The organism is Leptolyngbya sp. CCNP1308, assembly GCF_034932455.1.
In the GTDB taxonomy this organism is placed as follows: domain Bacteria; phylum Cyanobacteriota; class Cyanobacteriia; order Phormidesmidales; family Phormidesmidaceae; genus Nodosilinea.
In genome coordinates this window covers 1-12848 of the sequence record NZ_JAYGIH010000083.1, presented here as the reverse complement: position 1 = coordinate 12848, position 12848 = coordinate 1, and the positions used below count along the sequence as shown (strand labels likewise).

At 57.8% G+C, this 12848-nt stretch carries 10 protein-coding genes; all 10 read right to left on the bottom strand.

Features of this window, described 5'->3' with window-relative positions; all coding sequences use genetic code 11:
- Nucleotides 1-259: 259 nt before the first annotated feature.
- Complete coding sequence (locus VB780_RS24750) at nucleotides 260-1117, bottom strand: DUF6671 family protein (protein WP_323353857.1); 858 nt, start codon at nucleotides 1115-1117, stop codon at nucleotides 260-262.
- 1 nt (nucleotide 1118) lies between these two features.
- Nucleotides 1119-1988 carry a nitrate ABC transporter ATP-binding protein gene (locus tag VB780_RS24745; protein ID WP_323353856.1) on the bottom strand — a complete coding sequence of 290 codons (870 nt, stop codon included), beginning with the start codon at nucleotides 1986-1988 and terminating at the stop codon, nucleotides 1119-1121.
- 296 nt (nucleotides 1989-2284) lie between these two features.
- On the bottom strand, nucleotides 2285-4315 hold the full coding sequence (locus VB780_RS24740) for a nitrate ABC transporter ATP-binding protein (protein WP_323353855.1): 2031 nt from the start codon (nucleotides 4313-4315) through the stop codon (nucleotides 2285-2287).
- A 102-nt stretch (nucleotides 4316-4417) separates the two neighbouring features.
- Nucleotides 4418-5269 carry a nitrate ABC transporter permease gene (gene ntrB, locus VB780_RS24735; protein WP_323353854.1) on the bottom strand — a complete coding sequence of 284 codons (852 nt, stop codon included), beginning with the start codon at nucleotides 5267-5269 and terminating at the stop codon, nucleotides 4418-4420.
- Between the two features lie 291 nt (nucleotides 5270-5560).
- Nucleotides 5561-6913, bottom strand: a complete 1353-nt coding sequence (locus VB780_RS24730; protein ID WP_323353853.1) for a CmpA/NrtA family ABC transporter substrate-binding protein — start codon at nucleotides 6911-6913, stop codon at nucleotides 5561-5563.
- Nucleotides 6914-7342: 429 nt separating this feature from the next.
- A complete protein-coding gene (locus VB780_RS24725) occupies nucleotides 7343-7603 on the bottom strand; it encodes a Calvin cycle protein CP12 (protein WP_323353852.1) in 261 nt (86 codons plus the stop codon).
- A 164-nt stretch (nucleotides 7604-7767) separates the two neighbouring features.
- A complete protein-coding gene (locus VB780_RS24720) occupies nucleotides 7768-7995 on the bottom strand; it encodes a hypothetical protein (RefSeq protein ID WP_323353851.1) in 228 nt (75 codons plus the stop codon).
- A 34-nt stretch (nucleotides 7996-8029) separates the two neighbouring features.
- Entirely contained in the window at nucleotides 8030-9781 is a 1752-nt protein-coding gene (locus VB780_RS24715) for a diflavin flavoprotein (RefSeq protein ID WP_323353850.1), read from the bottom strand.
- A gap of 112 nt (nucleotides 9782-9893) precedes the next feature.
- On the bottom strand, nucleotides 9894-10418 hold the full coding sequence (locus VB780_RS24710; protein WP_323353849.1) for a phosphate-starvation-inducible PsiE family protein: 525 nt from the start codon (nucleotides 10416-10418) through the stop codon (nucleotides 9894-9896).
- A gap of 34 nt (nucleotides 10419-10452) precedes the next feature.
- Nucleotides 10453-12183: a diflavin flavoprotein gene (locus tag VB780_RS24705; protein ID WP_323353848.1), complete on the bottom strand. Its 1731-nt coding sequence runs from the start codon at nucleotides 12181-12183 to the stop codon at nucleotides 10453-10455.
- Nucleotides 12184-12848 lie beyond the last annotated feature (665 nt).

The following is a 12848-nucleotide window of genomic DNA, read 5'->3' as shown; positions in this document are numbered from 1 at the left end:
AGCAGACCGGGATTGCCACCCCCCAAACCAATGTCTGGGCCAGTAATGACCCAATCACTGAGCCGCCCGCTGGGGCTAACGAGCAGGACTGTCGTGGGATCAGTAGAGCTCCACTATGAAAAGCAGCACACTCCTCGGCATCCGATAAGGTTGCAAGCTTTTCACATACTTGTGTCAATCAGTCCTTTGACATCGGACTGTCAAGGCTAATCTTCTGATATGACTATCGATCAAGTTGACGCCGTGCCCCTTTGAGGTGCTACGGATTGCAGTAGGGACAGTAGCTAGGGTCTGCTACGGGGGGTGAGTCGGGGCAAGGGCCATCTTGCTGGTGCTGGCACTGCTGGCACTGGTATCGGACTGAAAGGGGCATCAGTGTAGGGGTGCCGCACTGGCCACAGGGTAAGCCGGGCCAGCGTTTTACTTCGCTAAAGCCGGGGCAGCCGCAGGCGGGGCAGGCTTGGGCTATGACTTTGAGTAGCGCTTCGGTAGCCTGGGTAATGACTCCCATGCGGGTGGGGTTGTAGAGCGCCCGCAGGTCGGTTTCAATGCGGGCATGGTGGCTGGGAGACTGCTGCACCGCTTGCTTAACGGCGGCGAGCAGCACCTCTGGCACCGTAATGCCTTTGGCGACAACGGTGCCGACATCCTCAACTTTGACGACCATGCCATGGCTGGGAAAGCCCACAGACTCGGCAAAGGCCAAAGCTTCGTCAGGGCTACGGACGGTTTGACTGCGGTAGTTAGTGTCCGTGGAGATGGTCTCGCCGACGATTTCGAGCTGGTGCTGGTGGTCGAGCAGCAGCACTACTTCGCGATCACAGGCCAAAAATGGAATCTGCGGGTGCGGCCCAAAGCTGCCCTCGCTGGCAATCGCCAGGCTTTCTCCCGTTTGGCGGAGGGCAGAGGCGGCCTTGAGCCGAGCCGTGGTGAGCTGATCGGCGGGGCGTTTGACGTCGCCTGTAAAGGTGCCAAAGCTGTCGGTGTTAAACCCTGAAGGCACAACCACCGTGAACCCCAGGCTAGATTCGAGTAGGGGGGCGATCGCCTGCTCTTTGCGGTGCATGGTGGCCAGCACCGCCACCCGGCCAGCAAACCAGTCGCGGGGGTCAGCCATTCTAGACTCCTGCATCGTGGGCAAAGCGATTATAGAGAAAGTCGAGGGCGTAGTTGCGCAACTGGTAGTACTGGGGGTCTTCCATAATTTGGTCGCGATCGCGGGGCCGCTCGAAGGGGATATCCATCACTTCGCCAATGGTAGCGGCGGGGCCGTTGGTCATCATTACTAGGCGATCGGCCAGAAATAGCGCTTCATCAATGTCGTGAGTGATCATCAAGACTGTGCAGCGGTGGTCATTCCAGATCTGCAGCAGCTCTTCCTGGAGTTCTTCTTTGGTGATCGCATCGAGTGCTCCAAAGGGTTCGTCGAGAATCAGTACCTCCGGGCGAATAGCTAGGGCGCGGGCGATTGACACTCGCTGGCGCATGCCGCCGGAGATTTGGTCGGGCCTTTTATCTGCCGCTTCGGTGAGGCCCACCATAGCCAGGTGGTCGCGCACGATCGCGCGCTTTTGGGCCTCGGGTTTGTTGGGCCACACTGTTTTCACCGCTAGGTAGACGTTCTCAAACACGGTGCGCCAGGGGAGCAGGGCGTAGTTTTGAAAGACGACCATGCGATCGGGGCCGGGTTTGAGGATGGGCCTGCCGTTGAGGGTGACGGAGCCGCCGGTGGCTTGTTGAAAGCCTGAGACCAGGCTGAGCAGGGTCGACTTGCCGCAGCCGGAGTGGCCGATGAAGCAGACGAATTCGCCCTGTTGAATGGTTAGGTTGACGTTTTCTAGTACTGGGAATATGCCTTTGGCGGTGGGAAAACCCTTAGAAACCTGATCAAAGACCAGAAAGCCCTGATCGGGGGAGGGCTGGTTATAGCCCACCAGTTCGGGATGGGCGGGGCGACGGGACTTGAGTTTAAGGGGAGTGGGTTGCATGGTTTTACTCCTGAGTTCTAGATTGGGATGTTTCGAGAGTTGAGATGTTTGTTGTTGAGAAGGATGGAGATGGGGGGTGGGAAGCCAGAGGTACGGCTGGGGCCATTTCGCTGGCCCCAGACCCCTTTCGTCCAGGGCCGTTCCGCCGCCCTGGCTCCAACGGAAAGGATTGATCGATCATCGGTTTAAACCCCTGTTCTGCCGATGGAGGTGTGGGAGGAACTCAATTCTGAGGTTCCAAACCTGGCCGGCTCCCGTAAGGTGCATTCACGCCAGCAATACGTCTGGCAAGGAGGTTAGGCTGCAATTGGCGAAGCGATCCTTGCGGTGGGCGTTGCCATTCGCCCATCGAGTACCACCTCGGCGATGGTGATGTCACGCTTGATAGCGAGGCTGTTGAGGTAGCCGATGGGGTCTTCAGCGTCGAAGTCGGTGCCGTCGAACAGGTGAATGCTGCCTCGGGTAAACTTGGTGTCGAGCAGGCCCAGTTCACGGGCGGCGGTGCTGTAGACGTCTACCCGCACAATCCGCTCTAGAATCTCGAGCCAGTTGCGGGGGAAGGGGACGTCGCCCCAACGGGCCAGCTGGGTCATGTGCCAGAGGTGTTCGGTGCGGCTGGGCCGGTTGGCCCCGTCGCCAAAGAATAGGTGGTGGGCGTACTCACGCCTGGGCTTTTGCAACTCGCAGACTTTGGTGTTGGGGGCGCCCAAGTGGATGTAGTCAATTGGGGTGCCCAGGTAGGCTCGCTGGGAGAGAATCTGGCGAATCTCTAGCTCGTTTTCGGGGTCGGTGCAATAACGGCAGGCATCGAGCAGGGCCTTGGTGAGGGCGATGTGGGTGTTGGGGTAGGCAGCGGCCCAGTCTTCGCGCACGCCGAGCACTTTGCCGGGGTGGCCGTCGTAGATTTCGCGATCCGTGGCGATGGTAAAGCCCACCTCGTCCATGCCGGCCCGAAGGTTCCAGGGTTCGCCGACGCAGAAACCGTCGATCGCATTGTTCTTCAGATCCACCACCATCTGGGCGGGGGGAATGGTTTGCAGAGCCAAGTCGCGATCGGGGTCGATGCTACCCGCCGCTAGCCAGTAGCGCAGCAGCAGGTTGTGCATCGACGAGGGGTGCACCATGCCCATGCGGTGCTGAGTTTCGGGAGTGCGGTGCAGCATGTCGCGAAAGGCATCCAGGCTGTGGATGCCCTGGTCGTAGAAGCGCCGCGATAGAGTGATGGCGTTGCCGTTGCGGGTCATGGTCAGGGCCGAGACTACAGGCAACGGCTGGTTGTTGTGGCCACCTAGGGAAAACCACAGGGGCATACCCGACGGCATTTGGGCTGCATCCAGGTAGCCCCCAGCGATGCCGTCGACAATGCCGCGCCAGCTGGTTTCGCGCACCAGGTTAACTTCGTCAAGGCCGTGCTTGGCAAAAAAGCCTTTTTCTTTGGCGATCGCTACCGGAGCACAGGCGGTCAGCGGCACAAAGCCAAGGTCGAGGTTTACCTTCTCTAGGCCGTGGCGGGCGACTACGGCGGTTTTGAGGGCGCGGCGCTTTTTGATCCGCTTTTGCTGGTTGAGGAAGTAGATGATCTCGCTGCGCAGGCTGTAGTAGCTGGGGTGCTCCACCACTTCCATGCGCTGGCGCGGGCGGGGAATATCGACCTCGAGAATATTGCCAATTTCCGCACCTGGGCCATTGGTGAGCATAACAATGCGATCGCTCAGCAGCACCGCCTCATCCACATCGTGGGTGACCATCACGGCGGTGACGTTGTTTTCGTCGCAGATGCGCATCAGCTGGGTTTGCAGATTGCCGCGAGTTAGGGCATCCAGCGCCCCAAAGGGTTCATCGAGCAAGAGCAGCTTGGGGCGAATGGCTAGGGCGCGGGCGATCGCCACCCGCTGCTTCATGCCGCCAGAGAGCTGGTCGGGCATTTTGTCGGCGGCCTGCTGCAATCCCACCAGGTTAATGTGCTCTTCGACAATGGCGCGGCGATCGCCTTTGGGCAGGTCACCACGGACGCTGTTCACCGCCAGGGCAATGTTTTCGCGCACGCTACGCCAGGGCAAGAGAGAATAGTTCTGGAACACCACCATGCGATCGGGGCCGGGTTCCGTAATTTTCTTACCTTCTAAAGTCAGCACCCCAGAACTGGGCAATGACAGCCCTGCGATCATATTTAAGAGCGTAGACTTGCCACAGCCTGAGTGGCCGATAAAAGAGACAAACTCTCCTTTTTTAATCGTCAAATCAATCCCTTTAAGGGCAATATATTCACCACCATCCGCCAGGGAAAAGACCTTATCTACCTGATCTACTGCCACCAATAAACTCATCGTTCTATCCTCTTGGTTGTCGTAGAGTAATGCCGTAGGAGCTGTAGGGTGGGCAATACCCACCCCCAAAATTCGAAAAAGTTAAATAACCCTACGGGTTTCCTACTTGCGGGTGGGGGCGATTTTCATTTGCAAGAGGGCGATCGCGCGATCGAGCAGCAGCCCCACAAAGCCGATATAGAACACCGCCAAGATAATCTCGCTGATGTAGTTTTGCTGGTAAGCATCCCAGATAAAAAAGCCAATACCTACAATCCCCGACATCACAATCTCTGCCGCAATGATCGCCAGCCAGGCCAGACCGATCGCAATCCGCAGTCCGGTAAAAATGTAGGGCAGCGCCGAGGGAAACAAAATGTTGAAGTAATAGTCTTTGCGCGACAGTTGCAGCACCTTAGCTACGTTGTTGTAATCTTCTGGAATTTGCTTTACCCCTTCAATGGTGTTAATTAAAATCGGCCACACAGCGGTGATGAAAATTACGAAGATGGCCGCAGGCTGGTTTTGCTGGAGCGCCACCAGGGCAATGGGTACCCAAGCTAAGGGCGCTACCATCCGCAAAAACTGAAAGATTGGGTAGGTGGCCTTATCGAGCCAGGGACTAGTGCCTACCAAAACCCCGACCGCAATACCCACCACAGCGGCGGCGGTGTAGCCCTGAGCCACCCGGCCCAAACTGGCCCAGGTTTGCCAAAACAGGCCCTTATCTAACCCACCCAGGTCGTAAAACGGGTAGAGCAACAGCTCGCGGGTGCGGGTATCAGTCCACAAACTCAGCGGCCCAGGCAATCGGGTCATTCCTGACCACGACACCAGCTGCCAGACCGTTAAAAATACCGCAATACCGACAAGGGGAAGAACCAGGTCAGCGCCGCGCTTTTGCCAAAACTGCTGCACCGAAGACAGAACCGAGTTAGGACGCGCCTGCCTGCGAACTTGAGGGTGAGTCACCATAGCTGCTGTACCTGGGTTAAAGGAAAAGGATCACAAACGGTTTGAGGAGGAAACCCACCTCGGCCTTTCTTTGGGGAGACCGACCGAGGCAGGCTGGTTCAGACACCGAGGCAAGGGGGAATGGGGCTGCTGTTGGGAGGGAGACCCCATGCTCTCGCCTCTGTCATCTCTCTCTGAACCAGTACTGAGGGGAGGAGAAGGGGTGGATGGGTGAATGTGTGGATGTGTGGGTCGTTGGGCCCGATCACCCGCCTACCCATCCACCCGTCTACTCATCTACCCCTCTCCTTCCTAGACCCGCTTAATCTTGAGGCTGTTGAGGTAGGCCTCAGGGTTGGCGGGGTCAAACTTGATGCCGTCGAAGAAGGTTTCGATGCCGCGCGACGTATCGGCAGGAATGGCGGCGGTAAACCCGGCTTCGGTGGCGGCTTCGCGCCAGATGTCTTCGCGGTTGACCGCATCGACAATGCGCTTGGCAGTGTCGAAATCAGTGAGATTGTCTTTGTGGAAGCCCCAGCGCATGCTCTCGGTCAAGAACCACAGGTCGTGGCTCTTATAGGGATAAGACACGCTGCCTTTGGGGTCAGTCCAGTACAGCGGGCCAGCGTTGATGTCCTTCAAGTCGGCTTTGCCATCGCCCATGGTGTACTCGCCCTTGTAGGGTGGGTTCAAAATTTCTTCTGGAACATTGAAGTAGTTGCGACCCGCCAAAATTTTCACCGCTTCGGGCCGGTTAGCCGGGTCATCCAGCCACTGCTGGCCTTCCATTACCCCTTTCAGCAGGGCTTTGGTAGCGTTGGGGTTGGCGTCAACCCAATCGGCCCGAATGGCCAGGTACTCTTCGGGGTGAAAGGCCCAAAGTTCGTGGGTCAAGGCCGACATAAAGCCAATGTCGTCGGCAACGATGCGATAGGGCCAGGGGTCGCCGGTGCTAAAGGCATCCATGGTGCCGTTGCGCATGCCCTGCACCGTTTCTGCCGAGGGCACGGCGAGCAGGTCGATGTCGTTGTCGGGGTCAATGCCGCCTGCGGCAAACCAGTAGCGAATCCAAAAGTCTTGGTTGACGTTGGGGAAGGTGTGGGCGGCCTTAAATTTGCGGCCCTGGCTGCTGGGAAATCCTTTGATGTAGTCGGCGGCCCCTGATAGGTCTATTCCCAAGCCCTTGCCAGTGTGGATGCCGGAGACGGCAATACCGTTGCCCTGGGTGTTGAGCTGGGCCAGCACGTACATAGGCACCTTTTGGCCGTCGGTAATAATGCCTTCGCTGAGCAGGTGGGGCATGGGCATTTGCCACTGGCCACCGTCAATGCCGCCGCCCGCAGAACCAATGGTGACGTTATCCCGCGCCGAGGCCCAGCTGGCCTGCTTGGAGACTTCTACCTCGGTCATGCCGTACTTGGCAAAAAAGCCCTTTTCCTGGGCAATGATCAGCGGGGCCGATTCTGCGATGGGAATGTAGCCCAGCTTCACCTTGGTGGTTTCAGGCGTGTCATTGGTGGCCACGGGACCGGGGGCGGCGGTGGCTGCCGGTGCAGTGCTGTTTGTAGCCGAGGGGGGGTTGCCCGCACAGCCTTTGATCAAGATCGAACTGGCCGCTGTTACCCCTGCGGTAACCAGAAACTTACGACGCGAAAAATCGGACATTGAAACTCCTTTTAACGCCTCCGGCTAGGGGCGCTGTAAATGATGTGAACAGTGGTTTAAAGGCTTGGGAGCGATCGCCTTGGGCCAGACGACTCACCCCTTTGGGTGGCAAACTCGGGCATTCCCGTAGCGAGGCTGCCGATTGCCTAGAATTTACTTTTATAAATCCTAAACTTTTTTTCCATGTCACTGAGTCTATACTCTTTTCTCCAGCTGCATACCCCTAAAAACCACAAAATTCCACTGCAATTCCCAATGCGAAAAATAAGCTGAGCTTATTGAATAGAGATCCTGAAATAGTTTCAATTAATATTTTGACTGGCTGCGGAGGGCGATCGCACCTTCAGTCCCGTAGACACAAAAAAGGCGGAAACTGCTGTTTCCGCCCAGGCTGTGAAGGGAGAGAGTTAACGTGCTCGACCGCTGCTTCTAGCTTTCGTAGATGCGGCACTCAGGGGCATTGGGGTTAGCCATGCAGTACTGGCTAAATGCTGTTGGCTGGTGGGCTACCTGGCGGTGATGCGCCGTCGTCAGTTCTTCGACGGTTTCCCAGGCGATCGCAACGTCTTGATTGGTGGTGCCATATAGAGCGGTCAGGCGGCGGGCATGCTCAAGGGCAACTTGCAAACGAGATGCCAGAGTGCGCTGGAACGTGGTGCTGGGGCTCGATAGGGTGGTGGTCAAACTCATGGTGGATGATTTCCTGGGGTGTCGTGAACTGTCTTCAGTCTATTGATAATTTAAGCAAATATCAATAGGTTATGTATATAGCTTTTTGTTATCTATCATCAGGTTTTCTTACCATTCATGGCTCGGTAGTGGAGGGTCGCCAATCTGGGATAGCTCGTGCGAAATCAATCGATTTGCAGCGGTGCCACGATGTCGAGCTTGGGAGCTTGGGGGGGCACCGCTGCGGGCTCCTGGGGCAGGTTATAGCCGATGATTCCCAGGGTGAGGCCGAGGGCAAGGCCAGCCATAAACATCCAGCCGTGGGAGGGTTCGAGGGTGCAGAGCAGGCGGCGATCGCAGTCGTAGATATGGACCGCCCAGCCTTCTTGAGTCGTGTGGTGGAGTTTATTCATTGGAAAGGTCAGGGTTAGAAGAATCAGGGGTTAGTCAGGCGCAATGGACTGCTGGACGGTGCTGAATAGCAGGCATGCCGCTGTTGTCAAACAGCTCACCCCGCTGCACCGTGGCGTAGATCAGCACCTGGTCGCCCACGGGGGAAAGTTCGACAACGGTGCATTCCACGTAGGCCAGCGCATCGGTGAGAATGGCGCAGCCGTTGGTGGCTGCCTCAAAGGGCAGGTGGTCAAAGGCGGCGGTGGAGTAGCCCTGGGCCGAGAAATGGCGGCGCACCGCCCGCCCCTCCTTGAGGATATTCAGCACGAAGCCGCTGCCGGGGCGGAACTGACTGGTTTCAGGGGCCTCCCCAGGCAGGGTCAGCATTAGGCCGGGGGGGCTAATGCTGGCCTGGGCTACCCAGGCCGTCAGCAGTCCGGTGTGACTGCCATCGGTTTGGGTGGTGACGACACACAGGGAACCAATCAGTCGCCCCAGGGCTTGGGCGGTGCGATCGCTCTGGGCGGCGGCGGCGATCGCAGGCCGAGCCTCCTGCTGCTTCTGGCGCTTGCGCAACTGCTGGGCAAACTGAGCTGCCGCTACGGTACAGGCTTCTAGGGCGGCATCATTGGGGCTAAAGCGCACCCGCAGGGGCTTAAAGCCAACGGGGTAGTTGGCATCTTTAAGCTTTTGTTCCAGCTCATCAATGGCTTCGCCGCTCCAGCCGTAGGAGCCAAACACCCCAGACAGCTTGGTTTTGGGCACATTGGTCAAGATCAACCCCAGGGCGGTTTGAATTTGCACCGGGGCATGGCCCCCTATGGTGGGGGAGCCGATGATGAAACCATCGCACCGGCTGAGGGTGTCGATCAGAGTGTTGGGGTCGGCCTGCTCACAGTTGATGGCCTCTACGGCGATTTGGGCGGCGTTGAGAGATTGGGCGATCGAAGCGGCCAGCCGGGCCGTATTGCCATAGGCCGAGGCATAGAGCAGTGCCACCCGCAGGGGCTGCAGGGCCTGCTGTTGACACCACTGGCGATAGTCTTGCCGGAGTCGGCTGAGGCTGTAGCGCACCAGGGGGCCGTGGCCGGGGGCAATGGTTTTGAGGGCCAGGGGCTCAAATAGCTCTAGGGCCGTTTCCACCTGTTTAGCCTGGGGGCTATGCAGGCAGTCGAAATAGTAGCGGCGATCGTCTTCCAACTGCCGCCACTGCTCATCCCAAAGGGCATCGTCGCAGCAGTGGGCACCAAACAGCTTATCGCTGAAGAGAATTTGGCTAGCTGGGTCGTAGGTGCACAGCCCATCAGGCCAGCGGGGCGTGGACACGCGAATGAACTCCAGCACATGGCCCTGACCCAAATCCAGGGTATCTCCAGAGCGCACAGGGCAAAGTCGGTCGGCCCGGTTGCCCAAGGCAATCTTAAGAGTGTTAGCCGCCGCCCTCGAACAGATAATCTGGCCCTGAGGAGCTAGGTCTAGGAGCTGGGTTAACGTCGTCAGCCGGTTGGCATTGACATGGCTGGTGACGATGTAGTCAATCTGCGAGAGATTGATCTGATGCTGGAGTTCTGTTAGGTAGAGGTCGGTGAACGATTCGCCGGGGGGGTCGAGCAGGGCAATTTTATCGGCCTGAATTAGGTAGGCATTGGCGGTAGTGCCCCGCTGGCGGCTATATTCCACCTCAAACTTGAGTCGGTCCCAGGTGCGCGATCGCAGTACCTGAGACTGAGGCCCAATGGCCGCGACTTGCACATCGCGGGAGCGAAACGTGGTGGGGAGAGAGGCTGAAGGGGTAGTTAAGGTCATGGGAAAAGCACGGGTAGGGATGGTTTATACCAATTGCGGATTTTGGCTTGGCGATTTGGGATGGGGCAATTCTGGTATGGCTAAGCGGGTGGGGATGCTGCTGCAAGTTTGGTTAATGAAGGGGTGACTTGGCCATCTCTGGTTCGGCGATGTCGTGGGCAAAGCGAATCCGGTGGCGACGCGAAACCTCCTGTTCTGGGTCAATGCCGTCGAAGGTAGGCGGAATCCAGGCCCGAATTACCAGTAATCCGCCTAGCACGATTAAGAACGAGCAGCTGGCTAGCACCTGGGTCCAGGGGGTATCGAGTACGCCCCGCACAATAATTTCCCGCAGCACTGACACAATAGAGACCTCTACCGCCACGCCAATGGAGACCCGATGCTCTTGCAGATAAATAATCAGCAGCCGAAACAGCTCGACTAAGATCAGCAAAAAGAGAATGTCGGAGGTCACCTCTGGAAAATTGAGGGGTGGCAGCAGTGAGAGAAACATCTCTCGCAACTGCATCACCATGAAGCCAAACAGCCCAATGCAGAGAGAAATCACGATCAGGTCTTGAACCAGCTCAAGCAGACGCACGACATAGTTGCCGTTTAGCCAGGTGGCCCAGCGGGAGGAGGTGGGGAGAGTTTGCATAGGAATTACCTAGTGGGTTAGTGGGATGGTGAGGTCAATAGTGATTGCTGGCCTGCCGGTGGTGCACCACCGGCAGGCCAGCGGGTTTAGCTACCCGCCCGGCCCCAGCGGTGCAGTAAATCACCCAGTGGTCTCCCGCTTCTAGGCGGTGAGTGACGGTGCATTCCAGGTAGGCTAGAGATTCCGCCAAAATGGGGGAGCCGTTTTCGGCGGCGTAGATAGACACCCCCTCGAAGCGATCGCCGCCAGGGGGGAAGCGTTTGAGAAAATGCTTCATCAGCCGCTGATAGTTGCCGTCTTCCAGCACGTTGAGCACAAAGGTGTCACCGCCGTGCAGCAGCGATTCGATGGCGCGATCCCTGGCTACTGCGACGGCCAGGCCGGGGGGCTGAATGCTGGCCTGAATCACCCAGGAGGCCAACATGGCGCTGCTGACGTCGCCCTTTTGGGCGGTCAATATATAGAGGCCCGTGCTGAGCCGACCCAGGGCCTGATCTAACCCCGAATCTAGGGATTGGCCTTGCTTTTGGGTGCGATCGCAGTTGACCCACTGGCCCAGGTCGGTGCCCGCCTCTTCGCAGAGTTTGTCGGTGGCCTCAGTGGGTGCAGCCTTAATCAAAATGGGCTCAAAGGCCGGTTGCAGGCCCAGCTCCTGAAACCGATTGCGCAGGGGAAAAATCGGCTCATCCTGGCCGCCGCCGGTTTCAAATAGCCCGATCGCCTGCTTGGGGTGGGCCGCTGCGAGAATTGTGCTGAGAATCGGCTCTAGACCGGGGGCCGACTGGGGCGGCATGCCTAAAACCAGGCCAGCGGCAGTGGTCACTAGTTCCCGCACGGCAGAGATATCCGTATCGAGCAAATCTACCAGCTCAACGGCGGTGGCAGTTTTGAGCAAGCCCTGGCCCAGGGCGTGGGCAATGCGATCGCTGTGCCCATACTCTCCCGCATAAAAGATCGCCACAAAGGGTTCAGATTTAGCTTGGGCCTCGCTCCAGGTGCGATAGCGCCCCGTCCAGTCGGCCAGGTGATGGCGCAGCAGGGGGCCGTGGCCAGTGGCAATTTGACTGATCGAGAACGGTTCCATCCGCTTCAGCGCCGCTAGCACTGACCGGGCATTTGGCCCCATCAGGCAGTCGTAGTAGAGCTGAAAATCGGCCTCTAGCAGCGCCGGCATCTCATCGTAGAAAGTATCGTCGCAGTAGTGCAGGCCAAACACATCGCAGGTGTACAGCACCTGGGTGCCGCTGTCGTAGGTGAGCATGGTGTCGGGCCAGTGCAAGTTGGGGGCCGAGATAAATTCCAGGTCGTGGCCCTGGCCCAAATCGAGGCGATCGCCGCTCTTCACCACCTGGGCCGCAAAGGGCCGATGGATCTGATTCTGCAAAAACTGAATCGCCACCTTCGAGCCCACCACCGTGATCTGGGGAGCCAGGGTCAATAGGTCGCCCACCAGGCCGCTGTGATCAGGCTCGGTGTGGTTGACAATCAGGTAGTCGATCGCCGCCAGATCGACCTGTCCGCGCAGTTCCGCCAGGTATAGATCCCGAAACTTGACGTGGGTCGTGTCGAGCAGGGCTGTCCGGTCACCGCGAATCAAAAACGAGTTGTAGGTAGTGCCATTGCGCAACTCAAACTCAATATCAAAGCGATCGCGATCCCAATCGAGGCAGCGCAGCACTGTCGAATCAGCGGCAATATCCGCCACCTGAACACTCAGCCGACCCTGGGGCAGGGCTTCCGGGCGCAAATCTGTGAGAGCAACCATGAGTTATCTCTATCCTCATCGGGATTACGATCTGAATGGCTCAATGGTTGCTCACAGGGCAAGTTTTGTAAAATGTCAATCTCAAAACTGTTGCATCAGTTTTTTGTATAGCTAAATTTCAATGTATTTACTTTGCAAATGTATTGAGTAATCTCAAGGGCAGGCGGCAACGCTTGCCCTGGCTCCCATTGCGATGCAGAGGGACGGGCTTTGCTGGGTTAATGGGGCTCCTAACCTTGCCTCACAGCCGGGATGGATTGACCGGAGGCGCTGTCGAGCACCGGGGTGTTGAGCACGAGGAAGACGTAGCGCTACTGGTCGGCACTCACCATCGGGATGCAGCCATCTTAATAGCGGGCGATCGCAACCTCGTTTTTTGCTCCGTCTACTCACCAAGTACGAGGTCAGTGGGAATGCGAAGGCATCAGGGCAGGGTAGGTTGAATAGTTGCCTGCGCGCGCAACTGTACATAAATCATGGAAACCCTCTCCATACAAGGGTTCTATAGAAGTATTGGTGGAGCAGGCTGGGAGCAAACCCGTTATGGAACGTCACGAGTGTTGTGCCGGCTCAGTGCCGAACACCTGGAAGCGATCGCGCCCCTGCTGCTTAGCCCTATAAAGCGCCCGATCGGCCTGGTCAATCAGTGTTTGGGGCAACGGGTC

Coding starts and splice junctions, on each gene's coding strand:
- VB780_RS24740 (WP_323353855.1), bottom strand. CDS start 4,315: ATGAGTTTATTGGTGGCAGTAGATCAGGTAGATAAGGTCTTTTCCCTG.
- VB780_RS24720 (WP_323353851.1), bottom strand. CDS start 7,995: ATGAATAAACTCCACCACACGACTCAAGAAGGCTGGGCGGTCCATATC.
- VB780_RS24750 (WP_323353857.1), bottom strand. CDS start 1,117: ATGGCTGACCCCCGCGACTGGTTTGCTGGCCGGGTGGCGGTGCTGGCC.
- VB780_RS24705 (WP_323353848.1), bottom strand. CDS start 12,183: ATGGTTGCTCTCACAGATTTGCGCCCGGAAGCCCTGCCCCAGGGTCGG.
- VB780_RS24745 (WP_323353856.1), bottom strand. CDS start 1,988: ATGCAACCCACTCCCCTTAAACTCAAGTCCCGTCGCCCCGCCCATCCC.
- VB780_RS24730 (WP_323353853.1), bottom strand. CDS start 6,913: ATGTCCGATTTTTCGCGTCGTAAGTTTCTGGTTACCGCAGGGGTAACA.
- VB780_RS24715 (WP_323353850.1), bottom strand. CDS start 9,781: ATGACCTTAACTACCCCTTCAGCCTCTCTCCCCACCACGTTTCGCTCC.
- ntrB (WP_323353854.1), bottom strand. CDS start 5,269: ATGGTGACTCACCCTCAAGTTCGCAGGCAGGCGCGTCCTAACTCGGTT.
- VB780_RS24710 (WP_323353849.1), bottom strand. CDS start 10,418: ATGCAAACTCTCCCCACCTCCTCCCGCTGGGCCACCTGGCTAAACGGC.
- VB780_RS24725 (WP_323353852.1), bottom strand. CDS start 7,603: ATGAGTTTGACCACCACCCTATCGAGCCCCAGCACCACGTTCCAGCGC.